This is a genomic window from Microbacterium sp. Mcb102 (assembly GCF_024519805.1).
Classification (GTDB): Bacteria; Actinomycetota; Actinomycetes; order Actinomycetales; family Microbacteriaceae; genus Microbacterium.
This window is the reverse complement of record NZ_JALJRG010000002.1, coordinates 345,225-362,394: the sequence shown is the minus strand read 5'-3', so window position 1 is coordinate 362,394 and position 17,170 is coordinate 345,225. Positions and strand designations below refer to the sequence as shown.

Genomic DNA, 17,170 nt, shown 5'->3' with positions numbered 1-17,170 from the left:
CGATAGTTGCGCTTTCGCAACTATCGGAGTATGGTTGACCTCGATCAACTTTCTACGCAGGAGCGTTACCCCCGTGACACACACCCCATCCTCAGCACCCGAAGCCACCCGCTCGGCCCGCGAGGTCTTCACCGCGATCTCCGGACTCGTCGTCGGCATGTTCGTCGCCGTGCTCTCGGGCACCGTCGTGTCGACCTCGATGCCGGTCATCATCGCCGACCTCGGCGGCACCCAGTCCCAGTACACCTGGGTCATCACCGCGAGCCTTCTGGCCACCGCCGTCTCGACCCCCATCTGGGGCAAGCTCGCCGACCTCGTCGACCGCAAGGTCCTCGTGCAGATCTCGCTCATCCTCTTCACGGTCGGCACCGTGATCGCCGGCTTCTCGACCGACACGAACATGCTCATCGCGGTTCGCGTCATCCAGGGCATCGGCGTCGGCGGCCTGATGTCGCTCGTCATGATCGCCGTGGCCCTCATCATCTCCCCGCGTGAGCGCGGCAAGTACATGGGCGTCGTCGGTGGCATCATGGCCCTCGGCACCATCGGCGGCCCGCTGCTCGGCGGACTCCTCACCGACGTGTGGGGCTGGCGCTCCAACTTCTTCGTCGGCGTGCCGTTCGCGATCCTCGCCCTCGTCCTGCTGCAGTTCACGCTGCACCTGCCCAAGCCGCAGCGCGATAGCAAGGTCTCGATCGACTACTTCGGCATCGTGCTCCTCGCGGTCGGCGTCTCGACCCTGCTCATCTGGGTCTCGATGGGCGGCAGCCAGTTCGACTGGGACTCCTCGACGAGCATCATGCTCGCCGTCATCGCCGGAGTCGCGATCGCCGCCTTCATCACGGTCGAGTTCTTCGTCAAGGAACCGATCGTGCCGATGTCGCTGTTCCGCAACCGCACCTTCACGCTGTCGGTGATCGCCTCGATCGCCATCGGCGTCTCGATGTTCGCCACCTCGGTGTTCCTCGCGCAGTACTTCCAGCTGGCTCGTGGCGCCACGCCCACCGAGTCCGGCCTGATGACCATCCCGATGATCATCGGCCAGATGGGTGCGTCGATCATCATCGGCCAGCTCGTGAGCCGCTTCGGCAAGTGGAAGGGCTGGATGCTGACGGGCTCGGTGCTCGCCACCATCGGCGTCAGCCTGATGGCCACCCTGCGCTACGACACCCCGTTCCCGCTGGTCGCCGTCTACATGTTCATCCTCGGTGCGGGCCTCGGCATGGTCATGCAGAACCTCACGCTCATCGTGCAGAACGACACCGCGCCGCAGCAGCTGGGCGCCGCGTCGTCGAACGTGAACTTCTTCCGCACGATCGCGGGCACCATCGGCGTCACGGTCATGGGTGCGATGCTGTCGACCAGCGTCGCGTCGTACATCACCGACTCGCTCGAGGGCTTCACGCCGACGACCCCCGCCGAGGTCGATGCGCTCAAGCACCTCGCCTCGGGTGATGTGCCGAAGGTCGGACAGCTTCCCGACACGATCCGCACGATCGTCGAGGGTGCCTACGGCCACGGCATCGCCGACTCGTTCATCATCGCCATCCCGCTCGCGGTGATCGCCATCATCGCGATCGCGTTCATCAAGAACAAGCCGCTGTCGACGAAGAACGCCGCCGAGCAGATGCTCGAGCAGGCGGAGGAATCCGTCATCGAGGTCTCCGAGGCCGAGGTCGGCGCGTCGCTCTCCACCGGGGCCATCCGGCTCGGAGGTGCGGAGTCCGAGTCGCCCGCGACCGGTTCGGTGCGCGTCCTCGAACGCGAAGATCGGGACCAGGAGCGCTGACATGCTCGCCCCCGAAGCGGTCGGACGGGCGGATGTCGACAGCGCGCTCGGTGACCTCCAGGCGCACCTGAACCTCATCTTCGCGAGGACCAGGTCGCTCTGGAAGGAGTCTGCAGCTCGGGTGCACCCCGAGCTGCAGGTGGCCGGGTACAAGCTGCTGACATTCATCGCCCGGGCGGGCACCGCGAACGCGCATGAGCTGGCCGAGCGGTTCGAGATGGACAAGTCGGTCATCAGCCGTCAGGTGCGGATGCTGGAGGAGGCAGGACTCCTCGAGTCCCGGCCGGACGAGCGGGACGGGCGGCTCCGGGTGCTGAGCGCGACGCCGTCGGCCTGCGAGGCGCTCGCCGAGGTCCGCCGCGAATACGGCACACGCTTGCAGGCCGTGGTCGACGAGCTGACGCCCGACGAGATCCAGGCCGCATCCAAGGTGTTCCGACTCCTCGCCGAGGTCTGAGTGAAGCCCCGCTGTCACGTTCGACAGTGGGGCTTCGCCGTACACTGGCGAGCATGAGCGCCTCGTCCGACGCCCCCGCCGACACCCCCGCATCTCCCTCTGAAGAGGGCCGTCTGAGCGGGGCGGATCTCGACCAGGCCGTCACCAGGGTCGAGCAGGAACTCGGCCGTCTGTTCGCGCGGATCCGTATCAGCTGGCGCGAGGCCGCCGCGACCGTCCACCCCGAACTGCAGCCGCTGGGATACCAGGTGCTCACGTCGATCGCGACAGGCAAGGCGACCTCGGCGGGTGCGATCATCGAGCATCTGCAGACCGACAAGTCGGCGGTGAGTCGTCAGGTGCGTCAGCTCGAGCAGCTCGGACTCGTCGAGAGCGTGCACGATCCGGAGGACCGCCGCGCGCGTGTCCTCGTCGCGACCGACCTGGCGCAGGAGCGGATCGCTGTCGCCCGCTCCCGCTACGAGGGCCGCATCGGCGAGCGGCTGCGCAAGTGGACGGCCGCCGACCTCGACCACTTCGCCGACCTGCTGTCGGCCCTCGGTGGCAACTGAGGGGAATACGAGGCTCGCCCCGAGCCTTACCTCCCACTGTGACTCTCTTCGATCCGGCCGTCTTCGGCGCCCTGCAGCTGTCCAATCGCGTCGTCATGGCGCCGCTCACCCGCACCCGCGCGGATGACGACGGCGTGCCCACCGAGGTGATGGCGGAGTACTACCGGCAGCGCGCGGGTCAGGGCCTCATCATCTCCGAGGGCACCTGGCCGGCTGCCGAGGGCAAGTCCTATGCGGGCCAGCCGGGCATCGTCACGCCCGCCCAGATCGAGGGGTGGCGGCCCGTCACCGCGGCGGTCCACGAGGCGGGCGGCACGATCGTCATGCAGCTGATGCACGGTGGCCGAGTGGGGCACCCGGAGATCTCGGGGCAGCCGCGCGTGGTCGCCCCGAGCGCGCTCGCCGCACCGGGTCAGACGCACACGCCCGTGGGCAAGGTCGATCTGCCGGTGGCTCACGCGCTCACCCTCGACGAGATCCCCGAGGTCGTCGAGCAGTTCGCGCAGGCCGCGCGCAACGCGATCGCCGCGGGCTTCGACGGCGTCGAGGTGCACGGCGCGAACGGCTACCTGGTCCACGAGTTCCTCTCGCCGGTGTCGAACATCCGTGACGACCAGTACGGCGGGTCGCCCGAGAACCGCGCCCGCTTCGCGATCGAGGTCACGACAGCCGTCGCGGCGGCGGTGGGAGCCGACCGCACCGGCATCCGGCTGTCGCCGCAGCACAACATCCAGGGTGTGCTCGAAGAGGACGACGCGGACGTCCACGCGACCTACGCCGCCGTCGCCCAGGGCTTCGCCCCGCTCGGTCTCGCCTTCAGCGATGTGCTGAGTGCCGCACCGACGAGCGAGCTCGTGCAGCACATCCGGCGCACGGCGGGCGCGCCCCTGATCATCAACACCGGCTTCGGCGTCGTCACGACGCGGGAGGAGGCCGAGGCGCTCGTCGCCGACGGGTGGGCGGATGCCGTCGCCGCGGGCCGCCCCGTGATCGCCAACCCCGACCTGGTCGAGCGCTGGCGAGAGGGCGCGGAGCTCAACGACCCGCGCCCGCAGCTGTTCTACGGGCGCACGGCAGAGGGGTACACCGACTACCCGTCGCTGGAGGTCGTGCGCGCCGGGGTCTGAGGGCTCACCGAGACGCGCCCTGCTCGGCGGCTGCCGCCGAGGAGACCCGGAGACTGATGGCCGTCCACGAGACGGGCGGCAGCTCGACGACCGCGACGCCATCGGAGACGACCAGGGTCTCGTTCTGGCGAAGAGCAACGCGCTCCGGGTCCTCGAGTGTGTTCACGGCGTACACGTCATCGTCGCTGAGCGTGCGGGCGTGGGCCTCCCGCACCGCTCCGAACTCTGAGACGTCGAACGAGAGTGTCACCGGGTCGGTCTGCGATCGGTTGACCAGGAACACGCTGACGCTGCCTGTGGCGGCGTCGAACGTGGTCACGGCGTCGATGACCGGCACGCTCCCGTAGGCGTCGGTGTCATAGAGATCGCACTCGATGTGCGTGGGGATCGACTGCCCGGATGCGAGCTCCGAGGTGACGGCGAACGGGAAGAACGTCGTCTGCTTCCAGGCGATGCCGCCGGGCTCCGTCATGATCGGGGCGATCACATTGACCAACTGAGCGAGCGAGGCGCTGGTCACCCTGTCCGCCCGGCGCAGCAGTGAGATGAGGAGGCTACCCACCACCACGGCGTCCGCCACGGAGTACGCGTCTTCGAGGAGCCTCGGCGCGGTCGGCCAGTTCTGCGCACCGGTGATCTTGTCCACGGTCTCGAACCGGGTGTTGTACCAGACGTTCCACTCGTCGAACGAGATGTTCACGACGTGATCGCTGCGCTTCGCCGCCTTGACATGATCGATGGTCGCTATCACCGACTCGATGAACTCGTCCATGTCGACCGACGACGCGAGGAAGCTCGCGAGGTCTCCGTCCTTCTCCTCGTAGTACGCGTGGCAGGAGATGTAGTCGATGTCGTCGTACGTGTGCGAGAGGACGACGCGTTCCCAGTCGCCGAAGGTCGGCATCGAGCGACTCGAAGAGCCGCAGACGACCAGCTCGAGCGTGGGATCGAACATCCGCATGGCGCGAGCAGTCTGGGCGGCGAGCTTGCCGTAGTCGTCCGCCGAGCGGTGACCGAGTTGCCATGGGCCGTCCATCTCGTTCCCGAGGCACCACATCCGCACGTCGAACGGCTCGGTGCGGCCGTTGGCTGCCCGCTCCACCGCCCGTGCCGAGCCCGATCGCAGGTTCGTGTACTCCAGGAGGTCGAGCGCCTCCAGTGTGCCGCGTGTGCCCAGGTTCACGGCGAGCATGAGCTCACTGCCGACGGAGTCGAGCCACGTCGCGAACTCGTGCAGGCCCACCTGGTTCGATTCCGCCGAATGCCAGGCGAGGTCGAGTCGGGCGGGGCGCTGCGAGCGCGGGCCCACGCTGTCCTCCCAGCGGAACCCCGATACGAAGTTGCCACCGGGGTAGCGGATCGCGCTCACCCCGAGCTCGGACACCAGCGCCTTCACGTCGGAGCGAAAGCCCTCGGCGTCGGCGCTCGGGTGTCCGGGCTCGTAGATGCCGTCGTAGACGGATCGGCCGAGGTGCTCCACGAAGGAGCCGAAGACTCGTCGGTTCACAGCTCCGACCGGAAGCTGAGGGTCGAAGGTCAATCGTGCGGCGGTCATTTCTGCCTTTCGGTCGAATCGTCACGGTGCTGGCGAGCGGGTCGCGGCCGGCGTGCGGATGGGGGTCTACTTGAGCCCGGTGCTCGCGACGCTCTCGATGAAGCGCCGTTGGACGAACAGGAACATGATCGCGAGCGGCACCACGGCGATCAGGGAGCCCGCCATCATGACGCCGTAGGGGATGATGCCGCTCGGCCCCGTGAGCAGCGTGAGCCCGGAGGTGATGGTTCCCATCTCCTGCTCCGTGGTGAAGACGAGCGGCCACAGCAGGTCGTTCCAGTTGTTGACGAAGGTGTAGATGCCGAGCGTGAGAAGTGCGGGGATGGCGTTGGGGAGCACGACGCTGCGGAAGATCCGGAACTCCGAAGCCCCGTCGATGCGGGCGGCGTTGTCGAGGTCGCGCGGGAGGGAGAGGAAGAACTGGCGGAGGAAGAAGATCCCGAAGGCGTCTGCCGCGCGGGGGATGATGAGGCCCCAGAACGTGTTCACCCAGCCGAAGTCCGAGACCAGCTGGTAGATCGGGATGAGCGTCGCCTGGAACGGAATCATGAGGCTCGCCACGATCACGACGAGGAGCACACGACTTCCACGGAAGTCGATGCGGGCGAGGACGTAGGCGGCCAGAGAATCGAAGACGAGTGCGCAGATCGTGACTCCGCCCGCGAAGACGAAGCTGTTGAAGATCAGTCGGGCGAACGGCAGGTCCGTGAAGATCCGCTCGAAGTTATCGAATGTCCACGTCCCCGGAACGAGCGAGGGTGGGAAGGCGTTGACCTCGGAGACCGGCTTGAAGGCGGTGAAGACGATGATGAGGATCGGCAGCAGGATGAGGAGTGTGACGAACAGCATCGCCAGGAAGCAGAGCCCGCGTCCGACACGCAGTCGGGTGGGTCGGCGTCGGGATGTGGCGATGTCGGTCATGCGGCGTCCTTCGCTCGACGGCCCGAGAGGGCGAACTGGACGAGGCTCAGGAGGAGCGTCGCGATGAGCAGTACGTACGACACCGCCGAGGCGAAGCCGAGCTCGAGGTCACGGAATCCGGACTGGTAGATCTGCATGACGATCGTCTGCGTGCTGCGGTACGGTCCGCCGCCGGTGAGCACATAGATCTGGTCGAAGGCCTGGAGCGCGGCGATCGTCGCGATGATGAGCACGAATCCCGTGGTGTTTCCCAGCAGGGGGAGGGTGACGTTGCGGAAGCGGGCGATGGGGCCGGCGCCGTCCATGTTGGCCGCCTCATACAGGCTCTTCGGTATCTCCTGGAGCCCAGCGAGGAAGACGATCATGTAGAAGGCGAAGTTCTTCCACACTGCGACCAGGACGACGGTCGGCATCGCGAGCACCGGATCCTGGAGCACATTGCCGATGCGGATGCCGAAGGCCTGTAGCCAGTAGTTCAGCAGACCGACCTGCGGGTCGAGCAGATACTGCCAGGCGAACGCGGCGACGGCGAGGGAGACGATGAACGGCAGGAACAGCCATGTGCGGAACATGCCGCGCAGGGGGAGATGCGGGCTGTTGAGCGCGAGGGCGAGCAGGAGTGCGAGCACGACGGCCACTGGCGTGAAGAGCACGGTGTACAGCACGGTGTTGCTCATCGCCTGGAGCATGTCGGGGTCGGTGAAGACCTCGACGTAGTTGGCGAAGCCCACGTATTCCTCGAGCCCGAATCCGCTCGCGTCGGTGAAGGACAGCCGAAGTGCGGACACCATCGGCCAGAAGACGAACAGGGCGAGGATCGTCAGGGCCGGCACGAGGAAGGCGAGGATCGTGAGGCGGCGCTTCGCGATCCCGGCGATCGGGCCGCGTCCGCCGAGCTGCGCCGGCGGGCGACGGCGGCGGGCGGGTGGGGAAGTCGTGGCGGTCATTGTCACTTCTCTCTACAACGTTGTAACCCACACAGTAAGGACCTTGGGGTCGGCTCGTCAACTCGCGGTCACGAGCGCTGGACGGCTGCGGGAGCGCCCAGGTGGGACGAGGGGCCGAGTGGCTTGACTTTTCTCGGAACATCGAGAACCATAACCTCTATAACGTTTACTTACAACGTTGTAAAGCGATGATGAGGACACCCGTCCTCCGCGCCGACAGAGTGGTCGAACAGTGGAGGTTCCCCTGATGAAGAAAGCACTACCCGCAGCATTCGCGAGCGTCCTTCTGCTCGCCCTGGCCGGCTGCTCGTCGGCCGGCACACCTTCCGAGGAAGGCGGAGTGATCGAGCTCGACTTCTGGCACGGCTACACAGAAGCGGATGGCGAGGTGCTGAACGACCTCGTCGCCGAGTTCAACAAGTCGCAAGACGAGGTGAAGATCACGCCGTCGGTCAAGCCCTGGGCGACACTCCTGGACTCGGCTCTGCCCGCGCTCACCGCGAAGAAGGGGCCGCAGCTCATGGCGATCCCTCCCGAGAACATCCCGGTCTTCGCGTCGAAAGGCGCGCTCCAGCCCCTCGACGACTGGTACGAGAGCGACAGCGCCTCGGACGTCCTCAATCCCGGTGCCGTCGATACCGGCATCGTCGACGGCGAGCGCTTCGGGGCTCCGCTGAGCTTCACCCCGCTGACGATGTTCTACAACGCCGCGATGTTCGAGGCAGCCGGTGTCTCGGTGCCGACGACGTGGGACGAGTGGGTCGCTGCCGCGACCGCGCTCACCGTCGACGCGAACGGAGACGGTGAGCCCGAGCAGTACGGACTCGCGCTCCAGGACAATGCGACCGTGGGCAACGGCGTCTGGCCGTCTCTGTTCAAGAGCGGCGGTGGCGATGTCGTGACCGCCGACGGTGACGTCGTGGTCGATTCGCCGGAGAACGTCGAAACGCTCACGTACTGGGCCGATGCCGTCACCGCCGGCAAGTTCTCGCCGACGGGTCTCACAGGCGCCGACGCCGACGGACTCTTCAGTGCGGGGAAGGTCGCGATGACCCTCGGGGGGCCGTGGCTCGCCACCGTCTCCGAAGAATCGGGCATCGACTACGGCATCGCGCCGCTCCCGGCCGGGCCTGACGGCATCGTGGCCTCCGCTCTCGCCGTCGACATGAGCATCACGGCTCAGGCGTCAGCGGAGGAGAAGGCGGCGGCCGAGAAGTTCTTCAGCTGGTTCTACCAGAAGGAGAACATGGTCACGTGGTCGCTCGCTTCCGGCTGGCCCCCGCTCACGTCGGAGGTTACGGCCGAGGACGTGGCGGAGAACCCCGTCGTGTCGGCCCTCACTGAGCAGTCGCAATACGGTGCCGCACTCCTGCCGGGTGTCATCCCGTCGACGGATGTGCTCACCGCACTCGACACCGCCACGCAGAAAGCGCTCGCCGGGGGCGACCCCGCGGAGCTGCTCCGCACGGCGCAGCAGGAGATGGAGGCGGCCCTGGCGGGCTGACTCCGTTGCACGACCACCCGCACCGACGCTCCCGATCGGTGCGGGTTGCCGTGTGTCGGGCGCCGACACGCGGCAGAGAGATCGAAACGGATCCGCGGATCCGAGAAGGAGAACGACGACGTGAACTGGTTCGAGGACGGACGCCTGCGATTCGCGATGGGAGTGGAAGACACCTTCATCCCTCAGACCCGGCCGGGTGAGCGCGCGCTGGATGAGTACGAACTCATGCAGCACTACCGTTTCTGGTCGGAGGATCTCGGCTACTGCGCCGACGTGGGCAGTGAGATGGTGCGGTGGGGCATCCCCTGGTACCGCGTGAACCCGGCGCCGGGTGAGTGGGACTGGGAGTGGCTCGATAAGGTCATCGACCGCTTCGACGAGCTGGGGATCGAGCTCATCGCCGATCTCGTCCACTACGGGACGCCGCTCTGGCTCGAGGATCAGTTCGTCAACCCGGAGTATCCGGAGCGCGTCGCCGAGTACGCCGCCGCCGTCGCCGAAAGGTATCGAGGTCGAATCCGGCACTACACGCCTCTGAACGAACCGCTTCTGAACATCATGTACTGCGGTGAGTTCGCGCAGTGGCCGCCGTACTGCTCCGGCGATCGTGGCTTCGTGGAGGTGCTCCGTGGGATCTCCCGCGGCATCGTCACGACGCAGCGGGCCATCGCCGCCGCCGATCCGGATGCCGATTTCGTGCATGTCGAGGCCTCCTTCCGGTTCGCGGGGGACACCGCTGCGCAGAGCGAGACTCACGAGCACCTCCGGCATCGCGCGTACATCGTCCAGGATCTCGTGATGGGTCGCGTCGGCGGCGACCACCCGCTCGCCGAATACCTGGGGGAGAACGGGTTCACCGACGAGGACTTCGCCTGGGCCATCGAGAACACGGCGATCCCCGACGTGGTCGGGGTCAACTACTACCCGCAGCACTCCACGGAGGTCTTCGAAGCAGGGGTCGTGCACACCGGGGGTCCGCGCGATCTTCGGCCGCGCCTCGATGCCGGCACCGAAGGTCTGGCGGACGTCATCCAGTCGTTCGCCGCGCGCTACGAGCGGCCCGTCTTCCTGACCGAGACGAGCTATACCGGCACCGTCGAAGAGCGGATCGCCTGGATGGATGCGTCGATCGCGGCGGTCGAGGACCTTCGCGCGGCCGGCGTCGACGTCATCGGATACACGTGGTGGTGCATCACGGACATGGTCGAGTGGTCCTATCGCCCGGGAGACGGCAAGCCGATGGACTACCGCCTTTCCATGGGACTGTGGGCGCTCGAGGAGGACAGTGATGGTGTGCTCCAGCGGCATCGCACGCCGGTGGCCGACGCGTTCCTGCGGCATTCCCGGCGCTGATCGCCGCGGCTCTTGACTGATTTACAACGTTGTGCAATTCTCCATTTACAACGATGTAAATCCTGATGGGGAACTCCGCGTCAGGACCTCAACCTCGGAGGACGCAATGAAGCGGTTATCGGAACAGAGATCGCGCGGGAGGCTGGCAGGACTGTCCGCCATCGCCGCGACGCTGGCACTCGTGGCGACGGGATTCGTCGCGACATCGGCTCAGGCGGTGACGACGGGCAACGGATCGCTCGTGTACGCCCCACCGGACGGTTCGTCGTTCAACGATGAGGGCGGAGACGCGACGGGCACGGCCTACGCGAAGATCATCGCCCTCAAGCACAACGGCACCTCCAACGGGACGCTCCTGAACACGTTCGACGACGGGCGTCTGATCAAGGACGTCAACCCGAGCTCCAACCCCACGACGGACACGCAGGCCTGCCTCGCGAACCCGGCCCTGGCGTGCCACCAGGAGTGGCCGATCTTCCGCAGCACCAACGACGGCACGAGCTGGCAGAAGATCTCGGCGGTCAACCCGGGGCTGCAGTTCCCCGGGACCGCCGGACAGGAGAGCACGACGCAGCTCGACCGCCTGGCGCAGCCCTTCCTCTTCGAGGTCCCGCAGACAACCGGAAACCTCGCGGCGGGCACGATCCTGCTCACCGGTCAGATCAGACCCGCTGACCGCAACGCCGCGTCGTCGGTGACGAAGCTCGTCGTCTACAAGAGCACCGACCGAGGGGCCTCGTGGAGCTACGTGAGCACGATCGACACGGGTGGACCGGCGATCTACGACCCCTCCTCGACGTCGACGACCACGACCGTCTGGGAGCCGACGCTGGCGATCGATGGAGGGGGCGGGCTCGTCGCCTACTTCTCGGATGAACGGCAGAAGGCGAATGGCGTTCTCCAGGCCGTGTCCTACCGGCGCTCGCTCGACGGCGGCCAGACGTGGGGCGCGCTCTCGAACGTGTCCGCTCCGACCGACTCCACGCATCGCCCAGGAATGATCACGGTGGACAAGCTGCCCGACGGCTCCTACATCGCGACGTATGAAGTGGTGAATGCGCAGGGATATGCCTTCTCGAACGCGTCGCCGGTGTTCTTCAAGAAGTCGCCCGACGGACTCAATTGGGGATCGACGACGAGTCTGGGAACGCCGGTCGAACTCGCGGACGGTCGCGGAATCGGATCGTCCCCGACGGTGAAGTGGGTGCCCACCGGCGGGCCGAAGGGAATGATCGTCGTCGCCTCGAAGTGGGGGCTCGATGCCGCCGGCAACCTCGACGGCGGACAGAACTTCTTCGTCAACTACAACCTCGGCGCCGGTCCGTGGGAGCGACTGCCCTTTGCGGTGACGTTCAACGGTCCGAGCTCGATCACCGGCTTCGCGCAGGGGATCGACTACAGCCCGGACGGACGCACGCTGTACCAGGCGGTGAACGTCGACAACTACCGCGCGAATCCGTCGAACCCTAGTCAGACCTACCTCTACAACGACATCCGGGTCGGGACGATCCCGCTCACCGCGACCGCCTACGAGGCGGAGAACGCCGCGCGGACGAACACCACGCTCGTCACGCACGGCGACGCCTCGAACGGGAGCAAGGTCGGCAACATCAACTTCGCCGACAGCACGGTGACCTTCACCGTGGACGTTCCGCAGGCGGGAACTTACGACCTCAACGTCCGGTACGCGAACGGCACGGGGGCCACGAGCGGCCATGCGGTGTCGGTGAACGGAGGGGCGGCGTCGAGCATCAGCTATCCCGCCACCGCTGACTGGGGCCGCTACCTCTGGGCGCAGAAGGCCGTCACCCTCAACGCCGGGTCCAACACCGTGCGGTTCGCCTACTCGGGGACCTTCGCCGAGCTCGACCAGATCCAGCTCCACAAGAGCGGGACGACCCTGCCGGCGACCTTCCAGGTGCAGAACCGCAACAGCGGCAAGGTGCTCGAGATCCTGTCTGCGCTCACGACCGACGGTGCCCCTGCCGGGCAGTGGGGGCCGACGGCGAACGCCACGCAGATCTGGAAGGTGCAGCCCGCGACGGGGGGAACGTTCGAACTCGTGAACAAGAACAGCCGGAAGCTCCTCGAGATCCCAGGGGCGTCCACGGCTGACGGCACCGACGCGGTACAGCGGTCGGCGAGCGGAACCGCGACGCAGCGCTGGAACCTCTCGCCCAACAGTGCGGGTTACTGGACCGTCGCCAACGCGAACAGTGGAAAGCTCCTCGAGATCGGCTCCTGCTCGACCGCCGACGGAGCGGTCGCGCAGCAGTGGGGCCCGACGGGCGCGGCGTGCCAGGAGTGGCGCCTCATCAAGGAGGGCATCCAGTGATGCAGGAGTGATGCAGGGCGCGGGGCGGTCGGAGACATCGGCCGCTCCGCTCCGGTATCCCGACAGGCGTCAGTCGGCCGGGACTGCGGATTCGCGGACGACCACCTCGAAGTCGACCAGCACCTCGCGGGGCTCCGATGGCCGACCGCCGCCGTCACGGATACGGGCGAGAAGCAGTTCCACGGCGAGAGCGGCGATCTGCTCCCGACCGGGGTTGATCGTCGACAGGCTCGGAAGCGTGTACTGGGCCTCGTCGATGTCGTCGAAGCCCACGACCGAGACGTCGTCGGGAATGCGCAGGCCTGCCTCCTGGAGGGCGCGCATCGACCCCAGGGCGAGTGCGTCGTTGAGGCCGAAGACGGCATCGAACTCGACGCCGTCGCTCAGAAGGTCTCGGATCGCCGCGGCACCGTTGGACCGGTGCCAGAGCGTCGTGTACCGCACCAAAGAGGGATCGACCTCGATGCCGGCGGCGGTGAGCGCCTGCTCGTAGCCCCGCGTGCGGAGGGCTGCGGACCCGACATCCTCATCGACGTGCGCGCCGACGAGGGCGATGCGTCGGCGACCCGCTTTCAGGAGGAGTTCCGTCGCGGCCTGCGCCGCCTCGACGTTGCGCATCGTGACGTGGTCGACGGGGCCGCCGAAGATGCGCTCGCCGAGGAGCACGACCGGGAAGTCGACTTCGAAGTGCCGCGCATCCGCCTGACCCATGCCGAGCGGGCTGAAGATGAGTCCGTCGGTGAGTTGCATGCGCGGACTGGTCAGGACGGCGATCTCGCGGTCACGATCGGCGCCGGTCTTCTCGATGAGCACCACGAGACCATGCTTCTCCGCCTCGGCGATGACCGCGTCGGCGAGTTCCCCGAAGTAGCTGAGGCTCAACTCGGGCAGCACCAGCCCGATCACTCCGCTCCGTCCGGAGCGGAGAGAGCGTGCCGACAGATTCGGCTGGTAATTGAGCTCTTCGATCGCCTGGCGTACGCGGGTCCTCGTCGACTCCTTGACATGCGGATAGTCGTTCACGACGTTGGAGACGGTCTTGATCGAGACGCCGGCGAGATTCGCCACGTCGTGGAGGGTGGCTGCCATACGACCTCCCAGACGTCATCACCGTCCTTGATGATACAACGTCGTAATCTCCTGGCTGCCGTAGGGGTGAGGGTAGTGAGTCGGCGACTCCACCGGTCCAGTGCGCTCCGTCGCCGGCGTCACAGCAGGATGTCATCCGCAGTGTCCAGACTCCGCCATCCCGTTTCCCGCGCTCCGGGTCGCTCACGCACATCTGCAGCTGGCAGCGGGCCCAGGTCGATGCCGGTCAGAGCGGCGATGTCGGCGATCGGCACCTGGAACGTGCGGAAGGCCCAGAGTGGCGGCACGGCGAGCACGCCCTCCCGCGTGTCGACGAGCTCGGACTGGTCGAGCAGGAACCCGGCGGCGGCGAGCCCGTCCGGTCCCTGCCAGGCGGCGATCTTCCAGAACCGCAGCGGAATCCGGATGCCGCGGTACGGCGGGTCGTCGTCGGCCAGGACCGGCGCGGTGAAGACCGACACCCGCTGATCGGTCGTCTCGGCGTAGGCGAGCACATGGTCTTCGAGGCCGAGCCAGAGCTCCTTCGACTGGTTGAAGCCGGCCGCCTGCGGTGCGGCGTTCGGGTAGGAGAAGGTCGCCTCGGTGGCGGCGCGAGCCGCATCGACCGGTCCCCATCCGGGATCGCGGCGGCGCACGAGGTGCCCGCGGTCGAGGTCGTTGCGGGCATAGACCTCCGGCCCGGTCTGCTCGGCGGCCGGCACGCGTTCGTCGAGCCGCCAGTCGCCGGTGCGCGGGAGATCCTGCAGCGAGGCGCCGTCGATGTTCACCGCGGTCACTGCGGCGAGCTGCCGTGCAGGATCGAGCAGCACCGTGAAGCGCGGATAGGGGAGCGGGCGCACCGTTTGCGCGGGGCGCGGGAGGGGGAGAGTCGCTCCGAGGAACGCCGGATCGTAGCCGTCGGTCATGCCCCCATCGTGCCCGGTGCCACCGACGTACGCACGCCCCCGACCGCTCGCCGCGCCGCGGTCAGGCAGGCATCGCCGCGTAGGCCGCGGCCAGCGGCATGTACTCCGTGTCGAAGTCGTCGAGAGAGGGCAGCGGTCGATCGGTGGACGCGGCGACCAATCGGTCCAGGTACCACTCCCAGCCGGGGCCCGTCTCGCCCAACGTGCCGGGGTCGACGTCCTCCTGCCGAAGGGTGAGGGTGGTGCGCCCGTCTGCCTCGACCAGCTCGGCGACCAGCCGCCAGGCGCCGTACTCATCGACGGCACTGACGTCGAGGCGATGCGGCGGCTCACACACGTGGATGTCGTAGGGGGCGGGCGGGATGGGCGCAGCCTCGGCATTCATCGTGACCAGGACCCGCCCCGTCGACGGGTCGCCCGTCCAGGTGCCGAACCAGCGTGCGAGTCGGTCGGATTCCGTGATGCTCGCCCAGACGTCTGTGACGGGTGCAGAAAAGACCCGCTGCAGCGATAAGGTGCGCCGTTCGGCGTCGAAGACTCCGGTCGGGTTCATGCGATGTTCTCCTCCGTACTCAGGGATGCGGATGCGGCGCGGCGACGGTCGCGGCCCGCGCGATGAACCTCGGTGTCGAGCGCGTCCAGGTGCTGCGCCGTCACGGGTGCGCGACCGGCGACCAGCTCCGCGAGGAAATCGCCGACCACGGCGAGCGGCTCGATCTCGAGCGAGTAGTGGCGCTCGCGACCGTGGTGTTCGCCGCGGGTCAGCCCGGCGTCGGTCAGGATGCGCAGGTGCTTGCTGATCGCCGGTCGTGAGATGTCATGCCGGTCGGCGAGGTCCACGACGCGCGCGGGGCCCGCTGCCAGCCGACGCAGCAGATCGCGACGGATCGGATCGGCGATCGCCGCGAAGATGTCCATGCTCAGAATGGTAACCAGGAGGTTACCATTGGTCAAGTGCCGGTACGCGACGATCCGCGGCACGGTACCCGCGATGCCGCCCGGGGGTCCGGCGCCCGCTAGCGCTCCTCAGCCGACGATCACGTCCAGCGCGACGGTGGGGCAGGCGACCCGCGGGAGGTCGGCGAGACCGCTGCCGCGCACCGAGTCGCCGGTCGCCCATCGCGGATCGGTCGACACGACCACGCGTCCGACGCCGTTGGTAAGCGTGACCTCGCTGCCCAGCGCGGCGAACCGGTGGGTCAGGTCCCGCTCGACCGCCGAGACGAGCAGATCGAGTCCGGCGACGCCGATCCGCTGTCCGTCCACATCGGCGGGCACGGCGATCGTGATCGTGTACTCGTCGCTGCAGAGGTAGTCGACGTAGGGGCCGGCCACATGCGGCTCCCCGGTGGTCATCGGCACGCGGTACCACTCGAGCGCGCTGTAGTCGATGTTCTCCTTGTTGAGCGACTGCGAGGCGAGCACGAGCTGCCGCCGGTCGTCGCCCTGCCACCACGCCAGGTGGCTGTGGGCGTCGGCGAGCAGATCGATCGCCGCGATGAACCCGGCGCCGTAGACGGGCACGCCGCGCAGGTCGAGTGTCTTCAGGGCATGCGGGCGCACCAGGGCATCGATCTTCGAGCGGGTGAGCGGTCCGCTGGCCCTGGCCTCGGCGACCTGGGTGGCGAACGGGCCCACCCAGTCGACCAGTGCCCGCACGGGCGCTGCGAAGTAGTCCTCCACGATCGCGGCCGCGGCCTGGGTGGCGGTGTCGGTTGCTGTGTTCATCGCGTCCTCCTGTGCACGTCGATGCGGGTCTTCGGAACTAACCGTTCGCGGCCTGGAGCCGGATCAGCGCGTCGATGGTCTCGGCGGCCATGAGCTCGGTCCTCGCCCCGGCGGCGTCGGGGTCTCCGGCCTCCACGGCGTCGATGACGGCGGCGAGGTGCGCGCCCTGCCGTCGAAGATTCTCGGTCTCGTGCGCGACGAGACGCAGGTAGGGCGAGAGCTCCGCCTGCAGCTTCATCTGCTCACGGGTCAGTCGCGCGGACTGGCTGAGGGCCACGATCTCGATCTGCACGTCGTCGAGCAGCCGGCGCTGCGCCTCGGTGTCGAGCTCGTCGATCCGGTCCATCCGACGGCGCACCCGCTGCGTCTCGCTCGGGTCGGCGCGCCTCGCTGCGAGGCGGACGCAGGCACCGGTGATGGCGGCGTAGTGCGCGCCGAGGTCACGCAGGGCGAGGCGAGAGGTGCGCCGCACCGCTTCCCGCGCGAACGTCAGGGGGTCGGCGTGTGCGGCGACGAAGCTGCCGCCGTTGCGTCCGCGTCGGGTCACGACGAGGCCGCGACCGCGCAGCGCGAGCAGCGCTTCGCGCACGGTCACCGGAGCGACGCCGAGGCTCTTACTGAGGTCGGCTTCGGAGGGGAGACGCTCGCCGGCGCGGAGGTGCCCGCGGGTGATCGCGTCGACCAGGCGGCGCTCGACGAGCTCCGCCCTGCCCTCGTCGCCGATGGGCTGGAACAGTGCGCCCTGAAGGCGGTGCGGTTGTTCGTGCTCCGCGTCGGGGGAGGGGTCGGCAGGGGCGTGCGTCGGATGCGTCGTCGAGCTCGATGCCATTCTGCGATTCTCCCTTCCGCGCTCACCATACCCAAGAAACTCGCTGTTGACATATTACCTCTGGGTTTATATGTTTTGGG

Annotated in this window: 16 protein-coding genes; 7 read left to right on the top strand and 9 right to left on the bottom strand. The window is 67.6% G+C overall.

The features are described 5' to 3' along the window. The first annotated feature begins 22 nt into the window (after positions 1–22). From OC372_RS08045 to OC372_RS08030, 4 genes are read left to right on the top strand one after another with little or no spacing between them, the layout of a single operon-like run. The gene (locus OC372_RS08045; protein ID WP_168380835.1) at positions 23–1,789 is read left to right on the top strand and encodes an MDR family MFS transporter; all 1,767 of its coding nucleotides are present in this window, start codon (positions 23–25) and stop codon (positions 1,787–1,789) included. Position 1,790: 1 nt separating this feature from the next. After that, positions 1,791–2,246, top strand: a complete 456-nt coding sequence (locus OC372_RS08040) for a MarR family winged helix-turn-helix transcriptional regulator (protein WP_262001443.1) — start codon at positions 1,791–1,793, stop codon at positions 2,244–2,246. A 53-nt stretch (positions 2,247–2,299) separates the two neighbouring features. Continuing rightward, positions 2,300–2,797, top strand: coding sequence for a MarR family winged helix-turn-helix transcriptional regulator (locus tag OC372_RS08035; protein ID WP_167634593.1), 498 nt, complete (start codon positions 2,300–2,302; stop codon positions 2,795–2,797). 38 nt (positions 2,798–2,835) lie between these two features. Then, positions 2,836–3,924, top strand: a complete 1,089-nt coding sequence (locus OC372_RS08030; protein ID WP_262001442.1) for an alkene reductase — start codon at positions 2,836–2,838, stop codon at positions 3,922–3,924. A 4-nt stretch (positions 3,925–3,928) separates the two neighbouring features. Here OC372_RS08030 and OC372_RS08025 read toward each other — a convergent pair whose 3' ends face one another. From OC372_RS08025 to OC372_RS08015, 3 genes are all read right to left on the bottom strand, one after another. Further along, entirely contained in the window at positions 3,929–5,479 is a 1,551-nt protein-coding gene (locus tag OC372_RS08025) for an alpha-N-arabinofuranosidase (protein ID WP_262001441.1), read from the bottom strand. A 66-nt stretch (positions 5,480–5,545) separates the two neighbouring features. Further along, positions 5,546–6,400 (bottom strand): carbohydrate ABC transporter permease, encoded by an 855-nt coding sequence (locus tag OC372_RS08020; protein WP_262001440.1) that lies wholly within the window; start codon positions 6,398–6,400, stop codon positions 5,546–5,548. Next, entirely contained in the window at positions 6,397–7,347 is a 951-nt protein-coding gene (locus OC372_RS08015) for a carbohydrate ABC transporter permease (protein ID WP_262001439.1), read from the bottom strand. The genes OC372_RS08020 and OC372_RS08015 overlap by 4 nt, the downstream gene beginning before the upstream one ends. Positions 7,348–7,594: 247 nt before the next feature. Between OC372_RS08015 and OC372_RS08010 the strand changes: the two genes are divergently transcribed. The 3 genes from OC372_RS08010 (at position 7,595) to OC372_RS08000 (ending at position 12,539) form a co-directional block, all read left to right on the top strand. Next, the gene (locus tag OC372_RS08010) at positions 7,595–8,851 is read left to right on the top strand and encodes an ABC transporter substrate-binding protein (protein WP_262001438.1); all 1,257 of its coding nucleotides are present in this window, start codon (positions 7,595–7,597) and stop codon (positions 8,849–8,851) included. Between the two features lie 120 nt (positions 8,852–8,971). Further along, on the top strand, positions 8,972–10,204 hold the full coding sequence (locus OC372_RS08005; protein WP_262001437.1) for a family 1 glycosylhydrolase: 1,233 nt from the start codon (positions 8,972–8,974) through the stop codon (positions 10,202–10,204). A gap of 106 nt (positions 10,205–10,310) precedes the next feature. Further along, positions 10,311–12,539 (top strand): RICIN domain-containing protein, encoded by a 2,229-nt coding sequence (locus OC372_RS08000; RefSeq protein ID WP_262001436.1) that lies wholly within the window; start codon positions 10,311–10,313, stop codon positions 12,537–12,539. Between the two features lie 69 nt (positions 12,540–12,608). Here the strand turns inward: OC372_RS08000 and OC372_RS07995 are convergent, their stop codons facing one another. From OC372_RS07995 to OC372_RS07970, 6 genes are all read right to left on the bottom strand, one after another. Beyond that, complete coding sequence (locus OC372_RS07995) at positions 12,609–13,628, bottom strand: LacI family DNA-binding transcriptional regulator (protein WP_262001435.1); 1,020 nt, start codon at positions 13,626–13,628, stop codon at positions 12,609–12,611. A gap of 119 nt (positions 13,629–13,747) precedes the next feature. After that, positions 13,748–14,533 carry a DNA/RNA non-specific endonuclease gene (locus OC372_RS07990; RefSeq protein ID WP_262001434.1) on the bottom strand — a complete coding sequence of 262 codons (786 nt, stop codon included), beginning with the start codon at positions 14,531–14,533 and terminating at the stop codon, positions 13,748–13,750. A 61-nt stretch (positions 14,534–14,594) separates the two neighbouring features. Continuing rightward, positions 14,595–15,086, bottom strand: coding sequence for an SRPBCC domain-containing protein (locus tag OC372_RS07985; protein ID WP_029262199.1), 492 nt, complete (start codon positions 15,084–15,086; stop codon positions 14,595–14,597). Continuing rightward, positions 15,083–15,451 (bottom strand): ArsR/SmtB family transcription factor, encoded by a 369-nt coding sequence (locus tag OC372_RS07980; protein WP_029262200.1) that lies wholly within the window; start codon positions 15,449–15,451, stop codon positions 15,083–15,085. Before OC372_RS07980 ends, OC372_RS07985 begins: the two co-directional genes overlap by 4 nt. Positions 15,452–15,559: 108 nt before the next feature. Next, a complete protein-coding gene (locus OC372_RS07975; RefSeq protein ID WP_029262201.1) occupies positions 15,560–16,261 on the bottom strand; it encodes a cache domain-containing protein in 702 nt (233 codons plus the stop codon). 37 nt (positions 16,262–16,298) lie between these two features. Beyond that, entirely contained in the window at positions 16,299–17,090 is a 792-nt protein-coding gene (locus OC372_RS07970) for a FadR/GntR family transcriptional regulator (protein WP_215070251.1), read from the bottom strand. Between the last annotated feature and the right edge of the window lie 80 nt (positions 17,091–17,170).